Source organism: Vicinamibacteria bacterium (assembly GCA_035570235.1).
In the GTDB taxonomy this organism is placed as follows: domain Bacteria; phylum Acidobacteriota; class Vicinamibacteria; order Fen-336; family Fen-336; genus DATMML01.
Genome location: DATMML010000130.1, coordinates 17,768 through 40,627, shown reverse-complemented (window position 1 = coordinate 40,627; position 22,860 = coordinate 17,768). Strand labels below are relative to the sequence as shown.

The 22,860-nt window shown below is 66.4% G+C and carries 15 protein-coding genes; 4 read left to right on the top strand and 11 right to left on the bottom strand.

Annotated elements, in window-relative coordinates; all coding sequences use genetic code 11:
- Positions 1-74: 74 nt before the first annotated feature.
- From VN461_22875 to VN461_22865, 3 genes are all read right to left on the bottom strand, one after another.
- Positions 75-1,322, bottom strand: a complete 1,248-nt coding sequence (locus tag VN461_22875) for a hypothetical protein (protein ID HXB57623.1) — start codon at positions 1,320-1,322, stop codon at positions 75-77.
- Between the two features lie 81 nt (positions 1,323-1,403).
- Positions 1,404-3,383 carry a hypothetical protein gene (locus VN461_22870; protein ID HXB57622.1) on the bottom strand — a complete coding sequence of 660 codons (1,980 nt, stop codon included), beginning with the start codon at positions 3,381-3,383 and terminating at the stop codon, positions 1,404-1,406.
- A gap of 215 nt (positions 3,384-3,598) precedes the next feature.
- Positions 3,599-5,191: a hypothetical protein gene (locus VN461_22865; protein ID HXB57621.1), complete on the bottom strand. Its 1,593-nt coding sequence runs from the start codon at positions 5,189-5,191 to the stop codon at positions 3,599-3,601.
- Positions 5,192-5,531: 340 nt separating this feature from the next.
- Between VN461_22865 and VN461_22860 the strand changes: the two genes are divergently transcribed.
- Positions 5,532-6,203, top strand: a complete 672-nt coding sequence (locus VN461_22860; protein ID HXB57620.1) for an acetyltransferase — start codon at positions 5,532-5,534, stop codon at positions 6,201-6,203.
- A gap of 72 nt (positions 6,204-6,275) precedes the next feature.
- Here the strand turns inward: VN461_22860 and VN461_22855 are convergent, their stop codons facing one another.
- The 6 genes from VN461_22855 to VN461_22830 all read right to left on the bottom strand — a co-directional run bounded on the left by VN461_22855 (position 6,276) and on the right by VN461_22830 (position 13,505).
- Positions 6,276-7,703, bottom strand: coding sequence for an FAD-dependent oxidoreductase (locus tag VN461_22855; GenBank protein HXB57619.1), 1,428 nt, complete (start codon positions 7,701-7,703; stop codon positions 6,276-6,278).
- Entirely contained in the window at positions 7,700-8,887 is a 1,188-nt protein-coding gene (locus VN461_22850) for a DegT/DnrJ/EryC1/StrS family aminotransferase (protein HXB57618.1), read from the bottom strand. The genes VN461_22855 and VN461_22850 overlap by 4 nt, the downstream gene beginning before the upstream one ends.
- On the bottom strand, positions 8,884-9,663 hold the full coding sequence (locus VN461_22845) for a class I SAM-dependent methyltransferase (GenBank protein ID HXB57617.1): 780 nt from the start codon (positions 9,661-9,663) through the stop codon (positions 8,884-8,886). Before VN461_22845 ends, VN461_22850 begins: the two co-directional genes overlap by 4 nt.
- Positions 9,664-9,751: 88 nt before the next feature.
- Positions 9,752-11,230, bottom strand: a complete 1,479-nt coding sequence (locus VN461_22840) for a DUF2079 domain-containing protein (GenBank protein HXB57616.1) — start codon at positions 11,228-11,230, stop codon at positions 9,752-9,754.
- A 144-nt stretch (positions 11,231-11,374) separates the two neighbouring features.
- Complete coding sequence (locus tag VN461_22835; protein ID HXB57615.1) at positions 11,375-12,103, bottom strand: glycosyltransferase family 2 protein; 729 nt, start codon at positions 12,101-12,103, stop codon at positions 11,375-11,377.
- A 157-nt stretch (positions 12,104-12,260) separates the two neighbouring features.
- Entirely contained in the window at positions 12,261-13,505 is a 1,245-nt protein-coding gene (locus VN461_22830; GenBank protein HXB57614.1) for an FAD-binding oxidoreductase, read from the bottom strand.
- A 368-nt stretch (positions 13,506-13,873) separates the two neighbouring features.
- Between VN461_22830 and VN461_22825 the strand changes: the two genes are divergently transcribed.
- Entirely contained in the window at positions 13,874-15,766 is a 1,893-nt protein-coding gene (locus tag VN461_22825) for a hypothetical protein (protein HXB57613.1), read from the top strand.
- A gap of 7 nt (positions 15,767-15,773) precedes the next feature.
- Here the strand turns inward: VN461_22825 and VN461_22820 are convergent, their stop codons facing one another.
- The gene (locus VN461_22820; protein ID HXB57612.1) at positions 15,774-18,116 is read right to left on the bottom strand and encodes a hypothetical protein; all 2,343 of its coding nucleotides are present in this window, start codon (positions 18,114-18,116) and stop codon (positions 15,774-15,776) included.
- Between the two features lie 283 nt (positions 18,117-18,399).
- Here VN461_22820 and VN461_22815 point away from each other — a divergent pair, with 283 nt between their 5' ends.
- Entirely contained in the window at positions 18,400-19,674 is a 1,275-nt protein-coding gene (locus VN461_22815) for a glycosyltransferase family 4 protein (protein ID HXB57611.1), read from the top strand.
- Positions 19,675-19,679: 5 nt separating this feature from the next.
- Positions 19,680-20,765: a UDP-N-acetylglucosamine 2-epimerase (non-hydrolyzing) gene (gene wecB, locus VN461_22810; protein HXB57610.1), complete on the top strand. Its 1,086-nt coding sequence runs from the start codon at positions 19,680-19,682 to the stop codon at positions 20,763-20,765.
- 6 nt (positions 20,766-20,771) lie between these two features.
- On the opposite strand, the gene asnB is transcribed toward wecB, so the two are convergent.
- Positions 20,772-22,793, bottom strand: coding sequence for an asparagine synthase (glutamine-hydrolyzing) (gene asnB, locus VN461_22805; GenBank protein HXB57609.1), 2,022 nt, complete (start codon positions 22,791-22,793; stop codon positions 20,772-20,774).
- Positions 22,794-22,860: the final 67 nt, after the last annotated feature.

Sequence of the window (22,860 nt, the reverse complement as noted above, 5' to 3'; positions counted from 1 at the left end):
GCTCTTCTCGGCGGCCGGGAACAAACGCCCTAAGGGGCGGGCTCCCTCGGTCTTTCTCTGAGCGCGCCACCCGCTCAACTCGGTTGAGCGCGCCCAGGCCCAGGGTCACCTCCGGGGTTCCGCCAAAAGAGGTCCCAGCCGAGTCGGATGCCGGTATCCGCCAGGTACCCCCACGCGAGCATCCCTACGAGCGCGCAGGCCCGTGGGAAGAGCGACCAGAAGTTCGACTGCCAAGGACTCCCGGGCAGCTTGAAATACAGATACACGCTCCCGATGAACACTCCGGCTAGCGAAGCGTAGACCGCCCCCCGCCCCAGGCTGACCGCGCAGAGCAGCGGAGCAACCATGATCGTGTATTGCACGCCAAAGCCCGGCGTCAGTACGAGAAAGATGACGAAAGAGAGCGTGCACAGCTGGTAGGCGGACTCCCCAACCCGCCACCCCCGCAGGCTCACGACCGCGATGGCGAGCAGGATCAGATAGCGAGCGAGGGGGAAGTAGATGGCGCCCAAGGAGCGCGCCAAGTCACCGAAAGCCGCCGTCGCATAGGAAGCGTTCAGAAAGGCGACCAGGCCCCAGTTGTCCTGATTGGAGTTGTAGGCCAGCATGTTTCGATACAGGCTCGGGCCCACGGTGAAGACGAACGGCAAGAACGGGATCATCGCCACCGAAAGGCCCCCGAGGAACCGCTGAAGGTCGCGGACCGATCGACACTGGGCGGCAAGGGGAGGGATCAGGAGGAGGGGCAGGAGCTTGACGTTCAGAGCGGCGGCCAGGGCCAGGCCGCACCTGAAGAAACGGCGCGGTTCGGACGCGTAGTAGGCGGCAAGAAGACAAAAGAACGCGTAGAGGGCGTCCGTATTGCCGTGGAACCCGCTCACCAGGATCGCACACAGGGCCCAGCCGTAGGTGGCCACCGCGAGCGCGCCGCCCCGAGGCCCACGATGGGCACGGCCGATGCGGTACAGAAGAGCGGCGGTCCCGAGCTCGGCCAGCAGGCCGGGAAGCTTGATCAGGATCGCAAACGTCCGAAGCCGTTCACGCGAGACCTCGCTCGCGACCGCCGCCCAATACCCCATCAAGGGGGGGTGATTGTAGGCCTCGCTGTGCTCGAGGGCGTACCCCACCCCGTGGTCCCTCACGAGCCGCGCATGGTCGAGCCAGAGGGTCACGTCATCGCTTCCGATGGAGTGGCTTGCCACCCAGAAGCGCAACCCTAGACCGGCCCCCCCCACCAGGAGAAGCGCGGGGACAGCCCGGGCACGAAAAGTACCTGTGAAGATCACAAGCCTCGCGTCGAAGGAGAGGAGGTCCTCCCGCACGGTGATTCTGTCAGAGACCCAGGGTGAGGGCGAGACGTGACCACCCAGGCGGGATAGGGGGGGCGGGGGGCAGGCACGGACTCAAGGCCCGCGCCGCCGCCAGACTTCCCATCCTTGCTCGACGCCGCCCCTTTCAAATTGCGCCCCCAGGTCCAGGCGGATCCGGGCATAGAACTCCCAGCACGTCGTGTTGTCGTGGGCCAGCGTGCCGGGGGCGTCGAAGTAGACGACATCGTGGCCGGGCCGGGTCAGCCCCGCCAGAAGCTCCTGGTAGTCCTGCCGGGTGATGATCTCCCAACAAGCGTCGATCGCGGGCAGGGGCGGGAAGACGCCCGCGACCTTTGGCACGAGATAGGAGTCGGAGGTGAGGTAGACCGGCGGCCCCGAGCCAGCTCGGGAACGGATAAAGGCCGCCTTCTGCAGCAGCTCCGTCGCCCCCGGCTCGGGAAGGTACACGCCGCTCACCAAGCGGCCTCCCTCGCCCCCGCCCTTTCGCCCCGCCCTCGCGATCCCCGCTGCGACCTGCTGCGCTCCCTTGGCCGCCATTTGGTACAGATTGGGGAGGGCGATGAGGAGGAGGGCGGCGACGGTAGATACAACGACGTCGTCCACCCGCCGACGGCGGAGATTCAGCTGCACGTAGCGCAGGCTGTCGATGAGCAGGAAGCCGTAGAGGAGGTAGAAGCTGGAAAGATTCCAGGGGTGCGGCCGATTGGCATAGTAGGCGAACCAGACCAGGAGGGTCGTGGCCAAGAAGGCCCGGAAGCTGGGCGCGAATCCGGACTCCCGCCGGAGCGCGCCGTGGATGAGCACGAACGCGGCGTGGGCGAAGATGAGAACGGGCCAGGGGTCGCTGCTGAGGGGCCGGCCATCAAATCCGCCGGAGGCGGCCAGGAATGCCGTTCGCCACGTTTCCAGCAGACGGCTCACATCCACCCAATAGCCGAGCGCGATTCGAGCAAGCGCGGCGCCGAGCAAACCCGAACCCAGGGCTCCCGCCGGGAAGAGAATGCCGGCGAGGAGGCCCCCGGGGCCAGGCAGGCGATAGCGAAAGGCGAGATAGGCCAGACTGCCCGCCATCACCGCCACCCCGCTCTCGGGGTTGAAGAGCACAGCAGCGCCGCTCGTCCCGCCCAGGATCAAAGCGGCGACACGGAGGCCCTGGTCGCGGACGAAGTAGACGGCCAGCACGGCCAAGGGGATGGCCATCGTCCGCCAGGGAGTCTGGTTGGGATAGAAGAGGCCGCGATGGTTGAAGTGGTACCAAGGGAAGACCATCGCGAAGGCGAAGAGGACCATCCCCCACCGGCCCCGCGCGTGCCTCCAGAAAAGGAAGGCGGCGAGGAACAAGTAAACGGCCTGCAAGCCCTGGAGCAGATGGACCCAGCCGCCGAGGCTCAGGGGGCCCAAAGCCCGCTCCAGGGCCGCGCCCAAGACGGGAAGGGCCAGCCCATAAACCGGCTGCACGTCCTCCAGGAGGATCCGACCCGCGGCCAGAAGATCACTGGGCGCGATCGCCAGCACGTAGTGGGCTTGGCTGAAACAGACCTCCCACCAAGTAATGTGCGAGAGGTCGGGCCGTAAGAAGAACCCCGGTAGGGTGACCGCGGCCAGGGCCAAGACCGCCGCCCCCGCCAAGGCCCGATTCCCGATCCCGCGTCGGAGAGGAGCAACCGCGAGGCCGAGGAGGAACAAAACCGCACCCGCCACATATGCGATCGGGCGGTGCGTTGTCCCGAAGTAGAGGGCGGCAGCCCCGCAAAGGCAGATGGCGGCAGCGAGCCAGCCGCGCCGAAGCCGACGGCCCAGGGGAATGACCCGGGTCGGGCCGAGCCGAGAGAACGCGACCACCCCGGCGATCGCCAGCACCATTACGAGGTGGGCGAGGGTCTGCCCGCGGGCGTCGTAGAGACCGATGATCCGCGAAAAATACGCGTTGATGTGGTGGGGGCCGAAGAATGGCGTGACCGCGGGGTCCACCACGATCGGACCCCCACCTGCCAAGGCTCCGTAGAGAGTGAGCGTCGCCCAGCCGAGCGTGAGGATGGCGGCCACCGCCATCAGGCCCGCCGCGGCCTCGGCCGAGGCCGGAAGGTACCGGATGGAGCGTGGGCGCGAGGTCGGTGGCGCGGTGTCGCCGGTGGTAGGTTGCTGCTCTTGCTGATTCAAAGCCGTACCGAGGGGTGGACCGTCCGGGAGCAGCTTATCAAGCCGTGCACGAGGCTGTCAGTCGGGAGAGCATTGAGAGCGGTACCCGGCGACGATCGTGAGCGGGCTCAGGGCGCACCCAAGACGTTCCCCGCCGGTCGCGCGAGGGCGCACAGCCGTAAGCGCAAAGGATCACGCCGGATCGGTTCGCACTCGGGGGTCGCTTGCAAGCCGAACTCCCGCGCCCGCGCTTCCCCCTCTGCGCGGGAGTACTCGAAGTTCGACAGGAGCAGGAAGGGCCCCCGGTGCGCAGAGACGGCCTCCGAGATCCGCTGCTTCCATCTCGCCCCCGCTCCGAAGGCGTCCACGGCGGTAAGGTGGACGAAGCGCGCATCTTCCCGAAACGACGGGATCGCGTACGAGATGGGCTGGCCCACAAGGAGAATCATGCTGTCCGGCTGCAGACCGAGCGGCGGGACCGGCAGTTCCAGCCACTGATCCTGCCACCGCCAGCGGCCCCAGGAGCCTGTACGCGTGGTCGCGGCCAGGACCAGAGCCGCAACCAGCACAACTCGCGACAAATGCCTCCCGGGGACGAGACGGCGCAGGAGGAGGAAGGCCACGAGCGGCGCCGTGAACTCGAGAAGGGTGAAATACCGATAGTAGGGCAGGAACTGGGCCCATAGCAGATAGGCCGTGAACCAGTAAAACAGGAAGGCCTTCTCCCCCGGCCCGAGCGACACCGGCGCGGTCTGGTCCGACCGGCGCCGGACAGAGCCCACCACCAGGAGAGCCAGAGAGAGCAACGCCACGACCAACACCAGCAGAAGGCGGCCGTCACGCAGCCCGATCTCCTGGAGGCGCTCGGCCCGGCCGAGGGCGGTGTCCAGGGCGGGGCGGAGGAGATCGTAGGGCGTCCGGGAGACGTAGATGGTGCTCCCGAAGTTCTCGGGCGCGTAGAAATCGGAGCGAAACAGCGCGTTGGCAAAAGGGAACACGGGATTGCCCAGGAGACGGAACATCCTCCAGGCCCAGAATCCGCCGGTGGGCGCAAAACCGAGAAGGCTACCGAGCCCGATGAGGCCGATCCCGGCCCAGCCCTTCTCGCGCCTTGGCAGCCACCCGACCGCGGCCGCGAGCAGAGCCACGTGGAACACACCCATCGTCAGTTTGAGCCCGCTGGCGACGCCGGCCAGAAGCCCCGCTCCCAGCAGAGCCCAGAGATGGGGTTGGCGGCCGGTGCGGTCTTCGATCTGCCCCAACACGATCAGGAGCGCCAGCAAGGCGGGGAGGGTCACCAGGTTGTCCCCAAAGCTCGTGCCCAACATCGAGACCGCGGCCGGCCCCATTCCCCCCAGCACGGCGGCGGCGAGGGCGATTGTCCTTGCCTGCCGCGGCTCCGCGGAGGACAGCACGGTCCATCCAAGCAGGAATAGAAGAGGTACGTTCAGGCCGTGGAGAACGCCGAGCAGGAAGCCAAACACGCGCGGCGGCAGGTGGGCGATGCCGAGATAGTGGAAAGCGTGGAGGAGCGGAGGCTGGTAGGTCTGGATGCCCGCGGGCACGATGTCGCGGTCGAGGCGGTCATGGAGGAACGCGTAGCCGTCGTAGTAATGGTAGTTCAGCAGGTCCCAGTTCATGTCCTGCCCGAGCCACAGGGAGACACCGCCGAGACCGATCACGATGATGGCCAGCAAACCAACGATGCGCCTGGAATTCATGGTCGCTTTCTCGGCACCGCCGACACCTACTCTGTGTCCGGAAGCCACGCGACCGCAACCATCCACTCTCTGCCGCCCTCTACCGTCGAAGCAAATGAGAATGCCCTTGGAAGCGGGAAGGGGCATGGAAGGGCGGATTTTGTCGGGGCGCTGACCCCCTACCCCTCTCTGCCCCTCTCTGCTTGACCGCAGCCTCTTGGCGAAAGTACTCTGCTCCAGGATTGCCCCCTGATTGAGCCCCTCTTTTCCGCGCGCGAGGTTCCCGGCGGGGGCGTCGGGGAGCCGGCGCCGCGGCCCCCGGACCGTGACTCCCCGAAGCACGAAGACGAGGGACGGCAGCATGGGAACTAAGGAGCGGGTTCTCGTGATCGGCGCGGGGGGTCACGCCCGGTCGGTTCTCGACGTCATTCGCTCCGAGGGGCGTTACCACGTCGTGGGCCTGATCGACTCCTCGCAGCCGAAGGGGACCCCGGGCCTGGGGTCGCAGGTGCTCGGGCAAGAATCGGACCTGCCCGCCCTCTGCCGGGAGCAAGGCACCACGCTCGGGTTCGTCGCCATCGGTGACAACTGGCAGCGTCGAGCGGCCATGGAGCGGGTGCAGGCGTTGGTCCCCAGCTTCGTGTTCGTGTCCTCCGTCCATCCCGCAGCCACCGTCGCCGGCGACGTCACCATCGAGCCCGGGACCGTGATCATGGCCGGGGCCGTCGTGGTGAGCGGGTCCCGGATCGGGAAGGGGTGCATCGTCAACACCCTCGCCTCCCTGGATCACGATGGCGTCATGGAGGACTATTCCAGTCTCGCCCCTGGCGCGGTCACGGGGGGGCGCGTACGCCTCGGGACCTGCGCGGCGGTGGGCCTAGGGGCCAGGGTCGTGCACAACCTCAGGATCGGGGCACACACGGTCGTGGGCGCCGGCGCGTTGGTCATGCAGGACATCCCCCCCGAGGTGGTGGCTTTCGGAGCGCCAGCGCAGATCATCCGTGGCCGCGCCGTCGACGATCCTTACCTCTAAGCCGCGCCCTCTCTGCGCCGGAAGCCAGGGTCGGACACCTCCGTCGTCCCTCCACCCTGGGGAGAGCTGCGGTCAGAAATCGATGTAGGTCGGGAGGAGTTCCTTGAGCGGCAACGGCATCCGTTTCCGGTAGGGAAGGCTCTTGGCGATCTCGAAACCCATCCAGATCGCGTCGTCGACGTTCGCGTACGCAAACAGGCCCTGCCGGCCGAAGGTCGTGAGGTTCTCGACCCCGTCCACGAAATCCAGGATCGACTGGACCCTCTTTTGGTATCCGACTCGGAAGCGGGGGTAAGCGTGCTCGAGCCGGCGGATGTGGCAGTCCTCCACGCGGGCGCGGTCCAGCAGGTGGTGCCGCTCCAGAGAGGGCATGCAGAGCGCAAAAACCTCGGGGGCCTCCATCGTCCATAGGGCGTCGCTTTGGGAACAGGTCAGCTCTATGCACAGAGCGCTCTTGCCCGCGGGGACCATCTCTCGGCTGAAGAGGCCGATGTCGTAGATCCGGTTGAAGGGGAACTCCGACTCGCTGAAGTAGAGGAGGTGGACGCCGAAGGCGCTCGGCCCGTCCAAGTTCAGGTAGAGGAGGACCTCGGAGGTAAAGTCCAGCTCCGACGCGGCCTGCCGCACCGGGTCCGCCACCGGGCCCTCGACCATCTTCACCAGATCGTTCAGGGGGGCCGTGGAGAGCACCTGCCAGGCCTCCCCCCCGTCCGATAAGTCCAAGCTCTCCCGCCGACCACCCGTGGTCCAGGAGACGGTTCGGATCGAGCCCCCCTCCAGAACGAGGCGGTCCACGAGGCAGTTGGTGCGGATCTCGCCGCCCGCAGCCCGAATGCCGCGCGCGAAGAAATCCGAGATCTCGCCCACCCCGCCCGCGGGGTAGTGGTTCTTGATCAGGCGCGCATTCTCGGGATGGTACGACTCCTGCCTGACCAGGATGGAGCGGATCAATTCGCCGATGCTTCTCACGGCAATGCGCTTCTTGGCCACGACGTCCGAGAGCTCCCGGGGGGGAATGCCCCAAACCTTCGCCGAGTAGGGCCCGAAGAAGATGTCGTAGAAGCGGCGGCCGAACCGGTTCACGACCCAAGTCTCATAGCTGCCGTCGTCGCGGTAGCCCCTCGAGAAGACGCTCAAGCCGCGGTTGCCGACAAAACTCGCCCCGCAGCCAAGCGCGGTAAGGAGCGGGATGGCGCCCAGGACCTCGAGACCGACGAGGGGGTAGCCAATGCGCCGGCCGCGGAAATAGATCTGCAGGACCGGGTAGTAGGTGAGGAAGCGGTCCCCGAGGACGCCGGCCAGGAAACGGAGGACGCTCTCGCGGCGTGAGTGGATGTTGTGGGGGCCCAGATCGTACTTGTAGCCTTGACGCTCGAAGGTGATGGACAAACCGCCCCAGACCGGCTCCCTTTCGAGCACGAGCACCCGGTGGCCGTCCTGGGCCAGGTTCCAGGCCGCGCACAGTCCCGCCGGCCCGCCCCCGAGAACGAGAGCCTTCATGGGCGGGCTGGCTCCAGTTGGCGCAGCTCCGCGACTCGGGCCCGCGCTTCACGAAAGAGCCCCACGATCCTCTCGACCGTCGGGACGGGTTCCTCGAAGCCTGAGGGGAGGCACAGGATCCGGTCCGCAACCTCCTCGGTGGCGGGCAGCGATACCCCGGGGGTCGTCCCGGCATAGGCGGCCATCCGGTGGAGGCCGGGATAGAAGTATCGCCGCACCAGGACATTCTCGGCCCACAGCAACCGGTAGAGGAGATCGCGGGGCAGCCCGAAGGCAGCGCCCTCGATGAGAACGGGCACATAGTGGTAGTTGGAACGTCCCCGCTGGCCCACGGGAAGGACCCTCACCCCGGGGATGTCCGCGAGGCCGTCCCGATAGGCCTCGTAGATCGCTTGGTACCGCCTCCGGCGCCCCTCGACCGCCGGCAGCGAGGCCAGCCCAAGGGCGGCCCCCGATTCCGATAGCTTTCCGTTCAGGCCGAGCCAGGCCACATCGTCATAGCCGCGGAACCCGAAGTTGCGCAAAGCGCGGATTCGGGCGTCCAGGTCGGAATCGTTGGTCAGGACCGCGCCGCCCTCGAAGGTGCTGAAAGCCTTGGTGGCGTGGAAGCTCAGGATCTCCGCCCGGCCGGAGCCTCCGATCGGCGTGTCGCCGAGGGTACAACCGAATGCGTGCGCCGCATCGAAGAAGAGGGTGAGCCCCCGGCGGGCGCAAGTCTCGGCCAGGCCGGCCGTGTCGCACACATTGCCGAACAGATGAACGCCGATCACGGCGCGGGTCCCGCTGGTTATTGCCCTCTCCACCTCGGCCGGCCCCGCCATCAGTGAGTCGGGAGAGATGTCGCAAAAGACCGGGGTCAGGCCCTGCCAGGCGCAGGCGTGGGCGGTGGCCGCAAAAGTAAAGGAAGGGAGGACGACCTCGCCGTGGAGTTCCAGGGCGCGCAGGAGCAGGACCTGGGCCATGGTGGCGTTGCAGACGAGGGCGCAGTGCCGGACCGCGTGGAGCCGGGCCAGCTCGTCTTCGAGCTGCCGCACGAGAGGGCCATCGTTCGTTAGCCAATTCCGCTCGAAGGCACCCGCCATCAGGCGGTAGTAGCGTTCGCGGGTGTCCGCCTCCAGGATCGGGACGCCCACCGCCAGCGGGCGCGCGAACGCCGGCTCTCCTCCGAGCAGGGCCAGCCTCACGGGGCCGACTCCTGTTTCTCGCCTCCCGGCGGGGCCACCGAGCAGACGGCGTAGAGGGAGAGCCCTATGGGCGGAGGGACGAGCCTCTCGGCCAGCCGAAGGGCGGGAACCAGGGCGTCGAAGAGCCGCCCCTCCGCCGCGCTCACCGCCTGGGCGCGACGGGCAAGGCGCCCGACCACGAACCAGGGAAAAATACCGGCCGCATTGTGGAAGCGGATTTTGAGGGGACGAAGGCCCGCCCCCTCGAGAAGCTTCCGCAGCCCGCTTCTCGAGTAGCGCCGGTAGTGTCCGATGGCGGCGTCATTCCGACCATAGATCCAGGGCAGCGCCGGAACGCGCACGAAAAGCCTCTGGACCCGAGCCAACCGGAGGAGCAGGGCCAGCTTGCGGGCAGCCAGGGCATCGTCCTCGATGTGCTCGAGGACGTCGAAGCAGAAGGCGTCGTCCAGCTCCTTGTCCGCCCACCAGGCATCGGGCTCCCATTGGATCAGATCGAGCCGGCGCGTCTCAACCGGCACCTGCCCTTCGAGCCGTCGCTGGGCCTCCGCCAAGAAGGCTTCGCTGAGGTCGGCGGCTAGGTAGAGGGCCGGGCGCAGCCGGACGATCTCTCGCCAGTAGAGGCACGGGCCGCAGCCCACGTCCAGAATCCGCCGCCCCGGCTGGAGGGGGAAGACCCCCAGGTTCCAGCTCCAGAGGTTTTGGGCGGCGGCCAAGGCCTCGGCGTTGAGGCCCATAGTCTGCTCGGCCGCAAGGGGATCCAAAGAGCCGGAATTCATGACGGTTCTGCCGTCGGGGGGCCAGGGACGGGGGCGCCCCGCGGCCCTGCGGCCGGCCCGAGCCTGACCATCCCGCCTGCCCTTGAGATCAGCCGCCCTCTCCCGCCCGCTCGAACAAGTAGTACTCAGCTCTGTTGTAGACCAGCCGGTAATCACGATTGGCGAGCATCCATTCGTGAATCGCCCGCATCCGTCGGGGCCCAACGGCCGGTTGCAGAGGCTTGAGATGATACAGGACATAGTCCGGCCGCAGCGTCCCCTCCTTGAGTGTGGGCCAGTCTCGATGAAACCCGTAGGTTTGGTGTCGTTCGCGGGTATAAGTAGCCAGGGTGAAGTCCGTGATGACACTTGTGTTCGGCCTCAGGCGGTGCTCGAGGATGTCCCACCCGACCTTGTAGTGGTCTCGAGCACCGTCGCCCCTGCGCTCGGGATCTAAGTAGGCCGTGCGCAGATTCGGGCTCTTCTCGAGCCCCACGGGAAGGTTCAGATTGCCGAGAACGCTCGCCCCCAGGAGCATTGCGCCCGCCAGGATAAGAGCCCGTCGCGGCCAGCGCTCGTTGAGCCCGGGGCCGATCCCAAGCCGACCCAGGATCCACGCGACGCCTTTCTCAAGGGTCCGCAGTCCGTAGGGCAGTATCGCGGTAAAAAGCACAAGACTCGGTATCCCGTTGTTGAATGCGAGCGAACTCCTCTCGGGACTCGTTGAATTCAGCCACAGGTACGTCGGAGGTAGAACGCAGAGGGCCTTGAGCGGGGCAAGGAACGGCACGAACAACAGGGTGGAGAAAAACCCAAGACCCGGACCCGTCCAGAGCTTTTCAGCAGTGGCGAGAGGGTGCCCCAGGAGGTAAAGCCCAACCCCCACCTTGGAGCCGCCCTGAGCGAAGCATTGCAGAAACACGTCCTGCCGGTCGGGAAGAAGATGCGGCCAAAGCCATTGCGTGCCCAGAAGAAAGTAGGCAACGGTGACGGCGGCTTGCCAGGCGATGACTCGACTCTTGGCGCTGCCGATTTGCGTCAGCAGCAAGCAAAGGGCGTACACCCAGACGTCCTCCTTGATCGAGAGGGCGAGCAAGAGACAGGCCGTGCTCGCCACCGGCCATCCCCGCAACAAGAAATAGTAGAAGAACAGCAGGGCCGGGACCATGAAGATGTTGTAGTGCGGGTACAGGACGGCGGCCATGGAATAGGGGCTGGCCAAGAACATGAAAAACATCAGGATGGAGACCGTCTCCGATCGGGTCACGTTTAGGGAGATCAGGAACAGCGCATAAGCCCCTGCGACCAAGGCCACCGCGTGCAGAGCGAGCAGGAAGAGGAGGTAGGGAAGGGGTCGGATGAGCCAGGCGAGCGGGAAGAGGAAGGGGGTGAAATGAATTTGAAGGTAGTCAGCACCCGTCTCGTAGTAGCGGAGATATCCGACTTCAACCACATTCCGCAGCATGTCGTAGATGCTGCCAATGTCCGCCCACTCGAGCTGGAGCCGGGAGTAGGAGTGGTAGAGGGGAAGCCCCGGAATCAAGACGCCGGTCGCCAGGAGCAGGGACGTGCGCACTGGCTTGGACAAACCCAGAGGCAAATCAGCCTTGCCCTTGATCGGCCCCAACCCTCTCGCCGATGGTCCAGAGCGCTCCGGGGCCGTGGAGCTCCGACCCGCAGTCAAGACCCGTCGACCGAGGATCCGCCCAGGCCAAAAGGTGCGCCATGCGCGCTAGGTGCGCGGCCGCCCGGTGGGAAGGTCATAGGCGTCTGAGAAGACCTTGCGGTAGATCTTCCACATGTCGGCCATGGTAGCGAGGATGTTGGGAAAAGAGGTCGAGCTGCCAGAGCCGAACTGCCGGGGGAAGGTCTGGATGCCGACCTCTCCGACCCGGTAGCCCTTCAGCATGGCCTTGATCGCCAATTCCGCTCCGATGAACGGGCTATCGGCCTCGAGCACAATGTCCTCCAGCACCGAGCGGCGAACCATGCGCAGTCCGGTGGAGACGTCCCTAAAAGGGGTTCGGAAGAGCAGACGGAGGACTCGGTTGTAGACCCAGGAGACGAAGATACGCAGGCTGGAGTAGATTTTCTTGTAGCGGAAAGTGATGATCAAATCATAGCGGTCTTTGAGTTTCAGAAGCTTCCGGAAGTCCTCGACTTCGTATTGATCATCGCCATCCGTCATGCATATGAACTCGAACCGGCTGGCCGCGATGGCGGAGCGGACGGCGGCCCCGTAGCCCGCGTTGGATTCGTGGTGTATCACCCGGATGCAGGGGTTCTCTCGGGCCAGCTCGTCCGCGACCTCTCCCGAGCGGTCCGGCGACCCGTCATCCACGATGATGATCTCGTATTCGCCTTCCAGGGAAGACAGGAATCGGAGGGCCTTCTCCGCCACCAGATGGACGGTGCGCTCGTCCTTGTAGACCGGAAAGCACAGGCTGATCGACTCCGCCATACTCCTCAGGACCTCAGGCGCCCGAAGACGAGCCGGGATGGGCGCCGGACGGCAGCGCCCACCGGCCTGCAAAGCGCCCGGTCGCCAGGTTCTGCCCGGGCCGTCAGCCGCGCCAGGGCGCAGCCCTGCCCTGCGCGCTCCCCGACCGCTACTGGGGTCACAGCTCCAGCCTCTCCGATAGCTCCGAGCGAAAGCGCCGCTCGGGGTCGTAGGCGCGCAGCTTCTCGCGAAAGCGTTCTAATTGGGGATAGCACTGGCGAACCACGGCGATGGGCAGGCGCGAGTCCTTGATGATGTTGGGGATGCCCCCGGCGGCGATGGTCAGACGATCCAGGACCGGGAGGAAGCCCAGGCCGGCCGGGGAGCGCACCAGGTCCGCGGTGAAGCAGATGCCGTCTCCCTCGAAGCGCAGGAAGCGTTGGTCCCCCCGGAACAGCTTCATCGAGAGCATCACCAAGGGGGCCCGTTTCCGCAGAACCTCTCTCTCGAGCTCTTGGAGGAACGCGGCGACGGCACGCAATGGCACGAGCGCCTGGTACTCCGCCAGGCCCCGTCGCCCATAGAGCAGGAAGTACACTCCGCGGCGCGCGAACGGGAACATGGCGTCAAAGAGCGGCATTTCCGTGAGGTCCGGCTTCATGGCCTCCAGCCGTCGAAAGCCTCCCGCCAGGAGCCACGTCGTGCGCCGCCCCCACACGGAGATGGGCAGGCGCCCACGGCTTTTGGCTACGAGCCTCCGATAGGGGGGGACGGCTACGGGCGGGGGCGGGCCGGGGGCGATGCGTCCCTGAAACACGAAGCCGCGGCCGAACGCGCGGGGCGAGGGTGTCCCCTCGTGCCAGGTATATGCGAAGGCGCTCTCTTCGGTCAGGGCACGCACCCGCTCCAAGCCCTCCGCGAGGCCGTCGATAGGAGTCCGGGAAACGGAAGCCACGTGCCCCGGAAGCGGCTCCAATCGGAGGGTCGCCGCGAGGATGACTCCCGTGAGTCCGTATCCGCCGCAGGTCAGCTCGAAGAGCTCGGCCTCGCTTTCCCGGTCGATCCGGACCGCGCCGCGCTGCGGATGATAGAGGTTCAGGGACGCTACCGATTGGCCGAACGTACCTTCGCGATGCGGGTTCTTCCCGTGCACGTTGGCGGCGATGCAGCCTCCGATCGTGATGTCCGGGTACCCGGGCTGGACGGGAAGCCATAGACCCCGGGGTGCGGTAACGGCGAACAGGTCGCCAAGCGTCATGCCCGCCTCCACTTCGATGAGCCGAGTGGAGGGGTCGAACCGGAGCACGCGGTTGAGACCCGTCATGTCCAGGACGAGGCTGCCGGCGCCGAAGCTCGCCGCCGCATACGAGTAACCACCACCCCGGGCAATGCAATGAGCCCGGTCGCCGTGGTCCTCAATCATGCGATAGCTATCGGGACGGCAATACGACGACCGAACCGAAACGCCGCCATCGAACGAGACAAAGGTCGCGTTTTCCACTGAACCTGTCGTCACCGTACTAGCAAGGCGACACGTGCGCTCGCATAAGGGGTAGCCAATCTTACTGGCTCCTCAAGCCTCCTGCACCGTAGCCCGACACCAACTGCCCAAAGTCTTCACTCTGTTGCCCTTCCCTCGCTGGGCCGCTATCCTGCGCGCGCGGCCAGTCAATGTCAGCAAATGCAACCGCACCCGAAGAGTCTCCGGACTCAGCTCTTCCCCGCGGGGACTTAGAGCAAAGGGCAGGCTCGCCACTGCTTTTCGCCCTGACCGTCGTAGGAAGCGTCCTCATGGGTTTCCGAGCGGCGGTCTCTTACCCGCAGCCCGGTCTAGACAACTCCTACGCATTTGCCCTCAACTACGCAGCTGTGCACGGCGAGCGTTGGGGAAGGGAGTTCCTTGCCGATCGCGGACCGTACGGCTGGTTGCTCTTCCCCGTCGACGTTGGCGACGTTACCCGTTCTTGGTTCCTGGCCCAGGCTCTCTTGGTCCTCATGCTGGGCTCCGCCGTGGCAGCCTATGTCTGGTCCTTACCCGGTTCCGTGGCCAGAAGGATTCTGACCGCGTTGTTCCTGACCTACGCCATTCATCTGGCTTTTTGGGACGAGTACCGCTGGTTTGCCCTATTCCTCCTCCTATTGCTCTTGGGACTACACGGCAAAGGCCGACGCGGGCTCATTGCATTTGGAATGGCGAGCGTACTTGCCGGCTTTTACCTGCTCCTGAAGCTCACGATCGGCCCGGGCGCTCTCCTGACGCTGGCCACAGTCGTCGTGCTCCAGCGAAGGCCCTCGTCGGTCCTGACCCGCATCGCGGTGGCGAGCAGTGGTGCCACCCTCGGCCTACTCGCCGGCTGGCTAGTCTGCTACGGCTCGCTGTCTGGCCTCGGGACCTACCTGGCCGTGGGCTTGTCGATGGTCGCAGGCTATTCCTCCGTCGCCAGCCGCGGGATCGAGGGATGGCAGCTTGTGGCGGGAAGCTTCCTTGGGTTCTTTCTTCTCCTCGGCGCATGGTGCATCTTCCTGAGACACCGCCGCGCACGCCTTTCCCTCGCTGGGTGCGCAGTGCCCCTGTTCGTTGCCTGGAAGCATTCGCTGGTGCGCCCAGATGTGCACGGGCGACTTCTTGTCCTGTTTGGCCTCTTCATCGTAGCCGTGCTTTTCACCGACTCCTTGACCGCGGAGCGCAGGTGGCGCGCCTCGCCCATCTTGGTGGGGGCGGTGGTGTCGCTGGTCGCGGCCTGGTTCCATCTCCCCGCTGACAAGGACACTCCGGTCCGGACTCTCGCCAAGGCACTGGCCCAGCCCCTCCATCTGCCTGGAGTCACGGGTTTGAGAGCCCTGGTTCGGCTGCCGCAGTACCGGGCATCTCTAGGCCAGCTCTCGAGCCGGGCGCTCGAGCCCCTCGTGCTGTCGGCAGCGGAGCGGGGGGTTCTTGGAGATTCCACGGTGGACGTCTACCCTTGGGAGGCCAGCTATGTGGCCGCCAACCATTTGAACTGGGCCCATCGCCCCTCCCCGGCATCTTTCCTGGCTTTTCCGACCCTCGACCGTCTGAACGCGGCATTCTTCAACTCTTCGCGTCGGCCGCAATACCTTCTTTGGCACCTCACGGCGGGGCTCCAAAGCATCGACGGCCGTCATATGTTCTGGGACGAGCCGCACACCCTGCTGTCGATCCTCAGCCACTATGACCTCTTGAGCCCAGGAGGGACGGTTTTCATCCTCGTTACCCGAGCCAACCCACGGTCGGTGTCGAGGCGATTCCTAGGGACCGTGACCGTTCCCTGGGGTGACTCGACGCCGGTCCCGGACGCGGGTGGCGTCACCCTAGCGGAGGTGGAGCTCCAGCGTCCCTGGGCGGCCTGGTTGCGCCGCTTGGCACTGAGGGAGGAAGAGATGTGGCTGGAAACCACCCTGACCTCGGGTTCCACGCTCCAGCACCGTTTTGTTCCGGATCAAGTGGGGAGCGGGTTGTGGATCAGCCAGCTGCCCATCAGCCCCAACCACCTCGTGGCATTGTTTGAGGGACGGATTCGGCAGCGAGGCAAGGTCGCCACGATCAGGTTTCAAGGCGGTTGGGCAAACGGACCACCCCTCCGGATCTCATGGTGGAGGTTGGACATAGGACCCGGCGAGCACGAACAGGAGTCGAACGCACGCGGCCATTCCCCTGACGACTGAGAGTTCGTCAGAAGTACCGCCCGAGGATGAAACAGAGACAGTAGGCGTGAACCAGGCCGCAGAGGGCAAGCAGAACCGCCGGCCTTGAAATCCGGTCCGGAATCGCCACTGGATGCTGGGCACTCCTTGCCTTCGGCGGCTCGGCCAGAACCACCCCGCACCCGATCACCGAGAGCACGGGCAGATACCAGCCGATCAGGTACCGCCCCTGCAGGGCCATGGGCAGACCGTAGATCGACAGGGCGTAGATGACGAGCGCGAGCGCGGAGCCCAGCCCGAGCGCAAGAAGCCAGAAGAAGCGTCGAATGTCCCGATGCCGGGCCAGGTGGAGCAGGAGAGTGATCAAGCAGGCTGCGGTCAGGAGGGCGAGGGTGGACAAGAAGGTCGCATCCGGCAAGGTGTCCAGCCAGCCAAAGCCGGCCCAGAAGGTTGAGTGGAGTAGGAAGTTCGGATCTCGAAGCCGGAACATCGTGGCCATGGTGGCCAGGATGCGGGTCGTAAAGGCAGGACGGGACAGCGGCTGCAGGGGCTCTAGCTCGAGTTGGGGGTAGGAGAGGAAGAGCGAGCCCAAAAGGGAGAGGCCGACGGCGACGGCCAGGGCGAGGGCCGCCCACCGCACGACCGTTCCCGCGGGGCGTGCCCAAGCCTGCGGGAGCGCGCGCCGCAGACGGGCGAAGCCCACCTCCGCGGCCCCGGCCAGCGCGGCCAGGCCGGCGATGCCCCAGGGATGCTCCACCAGCCACACCGCCACCGGCCGCAATCCCGCGGGGGCGTAGGCCGTGAACTGCAACAGCATGGGGCGATAGACCTTGCTCAAGATGTGGTAGAAGGTGCCGCTTCCCAGGGCGAAGCCCGCCCAGAAGACCCCCGCCGCCCAAACTTCACCCCTTTCCCGGAGGGACCCGAGGAGGACCCGAGCCCCGAGGGCCATGGCGACTACCGCCACCAGGGGCCACGGGGACCTCCCGCCCGCGAGCATCAGGGCGGTGCTCAGCCCTAGCGAGAAGCCCGCCGCGTGAGCCCGCGGCCCGTCCAGAAACAGCACCGCGAGGCTGGACGCGAGCAGCACGTAGGTTGAGGTCAGGAGGGCCGTTTCCGAGAAGTGCATGGCAAAGAAAGGAAGAGCGGGAACGAACAGGAAAGGAAGGCACACGAGCTGCGGGTAGGGGGCGGCGGAGCACCCCACGGCCAGGCTCGTGCCCAGGCCAACCATGAACGCGAACAGCGACGCGTTGAGCAGGCGGACGACCAGAAGCGTCCGCGGTGCCGTCTGATCGTGGAGAAGGCCACCGGCCGCCCTCCAGAGCCGCGCGGTGCTCGCGCTGCGCATGGCCACCTCGGTCGCCTTGAACTCAGGATCCTCAAGGTCGAGGGGGTGGCCGATGTCCATGGCTCGGAACCGCTCCGTGGGATGGGCTCGAATCCGCTGGAAATGGGTCACGCTCATCCATTGAACGATCCCGCTCGGCAACCCAGCTTCCTCGTTCAGCTCGGCGAAGCCGAACAGGTGGTAGGGCTCATCGGGGCCGCTCAAGGGTGGGACCAGGACTGCGTAGGTCAGCCCCAGGGCGCCGGCCAGGAAAGATGCTCCCAGGCCGCCCAAAAGCGCTCGCCGGATCGGGACCTGGCCGGCCTCTGGGGGCGAGGGGTGCATGGGGAAGACCAGGATCCCCCCCACGCCCAGGGCGGCCGCCAGGCTCAGGAGCAGCCAGAGCCACAAGGGTGAGGGCGATACCTGCCACATGTAGTTCAGAAGGCGAATGCGAGGAGCGGTCGGCGGATAGTCGATAAAGAATCCACGCAGGAGCGGCGCTTCGCCAACCGGGGTCGAGGCGGAGATGCGAAAGGCCCCGGGAGCGGGAACATCAGGTAGCGGTGGAAAGGCCCAGATTGAGAGGTCGGCGCCTCCCTCGTACTCGACGTCCAGCTCGAGCCGACCCGTCGGCTGCCGGGGAGAGGGCGTACACTCCGGCCCACGCAGAAGGGGGAGCGGCTCGCCATCGGCGAGCGTTGCCCCCGCCTCGGTGGTATAGCGGCACGGCGTGCCCACGACCTGCAGTTCCGCTCGAACCCGCGGGGTGTTGCCGGAGCCGGTGGAGAAGAAGAGCTGAATCTCGGGGTGTTCAAGCAGGGTCGTGACGGAGGCCAAGAAGAGTCCCAGTTGGTAGTGGGGGGCGCCGGCTCGTCCCGCGGTCCGGACCAGGGGGGCGAGAAGCGGTCGGCCGCGTTCCGTCTTCGTCACGAATGGAGTCTTGAGGGGGAGCCGCGCGCTGGAGGAGATGAGGAAGACGCTGACGATCGCGCCGAAGAGACCGACGGAAAGCAGGGCCGACCAAAGTCTCGGCCGCATCGGAGGAGGCCAGTATAGGAGCGGCCGACTTCGCGGACAACTTGCTTCTCCAACCCTCAAGCCACATACTCCTCGCTCGCGGAATGTCTCGGTTCCCCCCTCACGCGGCTGCGATCGTCCACCTCGGGCTTCGGCGGGCTGGTCAGAACGTCAGTTATCGCACGCGCCCGCACGCCGCCAACTTCGCTCGCCACCCGCCGGACAGGGTCGATGATCCCGGGCTCGGGAGGCAGGCGGCCGCCCCCTTCCTGGTTCACGCCGACCGCGAAAGGGCCGCGTACGCTTGAAGATCGCGATCCTCAGCCACTACTTCTGGCCCGAGATGGGGGCTCCCAGCGCGCGCCTCCTTGAGCTGGGCCGGGCCTGGGTGGCGGAGGGCCATGAGGTCTCGGTCGTGACCAATTTCCCGAACCACCCCACCGGCATCATTCCGGAGGGGTATCGGGGACGACGGTTCCAGATCGAGCCGGTGGAGGGCCTCCGGGTCATTCGCTGCCGCACCTACGCCACCCCCAATCGCGGCTTCCTGAAAAGGACCCTGGGCCACCTCTTCTTCATGGCGCAGGCGGTCGTGCAAGCGACGCCCCCCCTGCACGGCATCGACGTGCTCGTGGCCTCCTCGCCGACCCTCTTCTCGGTGGTCGCGGCGTGGGTGATCTCACGAAGGCTCGGGGTGCCCTTCGTCTTCGAGGTGCGCGACCTCTGGCCCGCAATCTTCGTGGACCTGGGGGTCATCCGGAGCCGCTTCGTCATCCGCGGCCTGGAGGGACTGGAGCTATTCCTCTATCGCCGGAGCGCGGCGGTGGTGACGGTGACCGAGGCCTTTGCCCGCAACATCCGGGAGCGCGGGATCGACGCCGCCAAGACCCACGTCCTCCCCAACGGCGTGGACCTCGATTTCTTCACCCCCGGCCCCCCCGACCCCGGACTACGGGCCAGCCTGGGGCCGACCGCGACGTTCGTGGTTCTCTACTGCGGCGCCCTGGGCATCAGTCATGCCCTGGACCGGATCCTGGACGTGGCCGGCCTGTTGCGCGGCGATCCGCGGATCCACTTCCTCTTTGTAGGGGAGGGCGCGGAAAAGGACGCGCTTCAGGCGCGGGCGTCTTCCCTTGGCCTTGGGAATGTGAGCTTCCGGCCCGGGGTCTCTCGCGACCACGTGCCCGCCCTCTACCGCAGCGCCGACGTCTGCCTGGTCCCCCTGCGCAACGTTCCCCTCTTCCGCTCCTTCGTTCCCTCCAAGATGTTCGAGATCCTGGCTTGTGCCCGGCCGATCGTGGCCTCGGTTGCGGGGGAGGCGGCGGCGATCCTGACCGCTTCCGGGGCCGCGATCGTGGTTCCTCCCGAGGATGCCGAGGCCTTGTCGCGGGCCATCCTCCGCCTCGCCGACGACCCGGGGCTGGGCGCCCAGATGGGCGCGCGGGGCCGGCCGTACGTGGCCACACATTTCGACCGGCGAGCACTAGCCCGCCGCTACCTCGACATCCTGGGACAGGTGGTGGGGGGCGGCGCGGGCCGTGGTAGTGTGCCCGGGGAGGGAAGGAAGGGCGATTCTTGATCAAGGTGCTTCACGTTGTGGGCGCCCGGCCCAACTTCATGAAGGTGGCCCCCGTGATGCGGGCCCTGACCGCCCACCGCGGCTCGTTCCTGCAGCGTCTCGTCCACACCGGCCAACACTACGAAGAAGCCATGTCGCAGGTCTTCTTCGATGAGCTGGAGATCGCGCCTCCGGACGAGAACCTGGAAGTTGGCTCGGGGAGCCACGCCGGGCAGACGGCCCAGATCATGATCCGTTTCGAGCCCGTGCTGAAGGGCTTCGCGCCGGACTGGGTGATGGTGGTGGGCGACGTGAACTCCACCATGGCCTGCACGCTGGTGGCGGCGAAGCTCGGAGTGCGCGTTGCCCACGTGGAGGCGGGCTTGCGGTCGTTCGACCGCACCATGCCCGAGGAGATCAACCGGCTCGTCACAGACGCCTTGGCCGACCTCCTCCTCACCCCCAGTTCCGACGCCGACGAGAACCTACGCCGGGAGGGGATCCCCCCGGATCGGATCCGCCAAGTGGGCAACGTCATGATCGACACCCTCTCTCACAACCTGGAGAGAGCCCGCGCCCGCCTGGTTCATCGCCGGCTGGGGGTGCAGCCGCGGCGGTTCATCTACGTAACCCTTCATCGCCCCTCGAACGTGGACGGCCGCGAGTCGCTCAGCGCCATCGTGGATTGCCTCCGCGATATGGCCAAGGGCCTGCCCGTGGTCTTCCCGGTGCATCCGCGGACTCGGCAGCGCCTCATTGACTTCGGCCTGCTCGACGCCCTGCAGTCCCAGGCCGGGACGAAGCTCATCGATCCCGTCGGCTACCTCGACAGCATCGGCTTGGCCGACCAGGCCTCCTGCGTTCTCACCGACTCCGGAGGCCTCCAGGAGGAGACGACCTTTCTGCAGGTTCCCTGCCTCACTCTGCGGCCGAACACCGAGCGCCCGGTGACCATCTCCCTCGGCTCGAACCGCCTGACCACGCTGGCCACGCTGCGCGCCGACCTCGAGGCGGCCATTCGCCGGCGGGAGTCGGGAGAGCAACTGCCCTGCCCGCCCCTCTGGGACGGGCGGGCGGCGGAGCGGATCGCGGAGGTGCTCTTAGAGCGCTGAGCGCGCTCAGGCGACCCGGACCTCGCGCGACTTCTCCACCCAGAAATCGAACCAGGCCACCGCGTTGTAGATGGTCCAGATGTAAAGCGAGAACTCCGCCCGCCCCTCGCGGTGGCGGTCGAGCATGTCCAGCACGACCTGGCGCTTGGCCGGGAATCTCTCGAAGAACCGGGTGGACTGCAGCTCCGCGCGCACCGCGGAGCCAAAGGCGCCCTTCAGCCACTGGGCCATCGGCGCACCGAAGCCCATCTTGGGGCGGTCGATGATGTCATCGGGGAGGAGGCCGCGCATGGACTCCTTGAGCAGGGACTTTGCGACCCCGTCCCCCACCTTGACCTCCATCGGAAGGTTCATGGTGAACTCCACCAGCTTGTGGTCCAGGAAGGGAACCCGGGGCTCGATTGAAACCGACATCCCGATCTTGTCTACGCGCATGAGGAGAAGCTCCGGCAGCCTCAACTTGAATTCGGAGTAGGTCATGCGGGTCAGGATGTCGCTTCCTGGGGCCTTCTCGTCCAGGCGCGAGAAGAAGGAACGGACAACCTCGTAGCTGTCCGCCTTGGCAAAGGAGGGGGGGAGCATTCCGGAGCGGGTCATCTCCGCGGGCACGACCAACGGCTCGATGCGGGCGCGGTCGATGAGGCGGGCCTTGCGGGCCTCCGAGTAGACGGTGGCCCCGCTCCAGAAAGGCTCACGGTCACGGCCCGCCCGGTCGATCAAGTCCAGATAGGGATCGTAGCGGTCGACCATGCCCGTCAGCCCCCGGGCCAGCGCCGCCGCCGCCCCCCGCGCCGCCGCGGGGAGCCGGGAGAAGGGCTGCCAGTACCGTCGGTACATGTCCAGGTAGTTCATGTAGGACGTGTAGCCGCAGAACTGCTCGTCGCTGCCCTCCCCCACCTGCACCACCACCGTGCCGCTGTCGCGCACGAGCTTGGAGACGAAGTAGAGGGGGATACAGACCCAATCCGCGATCGGCTCATCCTGGGAGAAGATCAAAGAAGGCAGGTATTCTTGCATCGCCTTCTCGTCGACCAGGACCTCGTGATGATCGGTCTTGAAGTGCTCGGCCACGCGCCGCGCGTAGGTGAGCTCGTTCAGGTGCTCGTGGTCCGAAAACCCGACCGTGAAAGTTCGGACGGGTTGGTTCATGGACCGGCTCATGAGAGCGACGTTGGCGGAGGAGTCGATGCCCCCGGAGAGGAGGACCCCGAAGGGCACGTCCGACATGAGCCGCTTCTCCACCCCCGCCGCGAGCAGCTCCCGCGACCGGCGCACGGCAAAGTCCCGCAGCGCCCCTTTCGAAAGGCGGCGTAGCTCCGGCAGGTCCTCCCCGGAGCCGGGCAGGGCGTCCCAGTACGCCTCCGCGATCATGCGGCCGTCGGGCTCCACGAAGGCGCGGTAGCCCGCGGGCAGCTTGTAGATGCCACGGAACATGGTGAGGGGGGCGGGGGTGGTGAGGAAGGAGAGATAGTGGTAGACGGATAGGGGCTCCATGTCGGCCGAGACGTCTGGATGATGGAGGAGGGCCTTAATCTCGGAGGCGAAGACGAAACCGTGTCGCGTCCAGGAGAAATAGAGCGGTTTGACGCCCACGCGGTCCCGGGCCAGGAATAAGCGCCGCCGATTCTCGTCCCAAATCCCGATACCGAACTTGCCCTCCAGCCGGTCCACGACTCCCGCCCCCCACTCCTCGTAGCCGTGAACGATCGTCTCCGTGTCGGAGTGGTCGGTGCGGAAGCGGTGTCCTTTGGCGAGCAGCTCCTTGCGGAGGTCGGCATGGTTGTAGACCTCGCCGTTGAACACGAGCTGGACGGCGCCGTCCTCGTTGGCCATGGGCTGGTTGGCGTTGGCGGCCAAATCGACGATGGCCAGTCGGCGGAACGCGAGGCCAGCCTGCCGGTCTGGTGACAACCAAAGCCCGACGCCGTCCGGCCCCCGGTGGGCGATCGCGTCCCGCATTCGTCCCAGGGCTTCGGCCTCCACCCGGTGGGCGGACGAGGTCGACAGCCATCCCACGATCCCGCACATGGTCTTCTCTTTTCTTTTCTGAGCCGCCCGGCTACAAGGTCCTAGTATCCACTCGCCACGCGCCCCC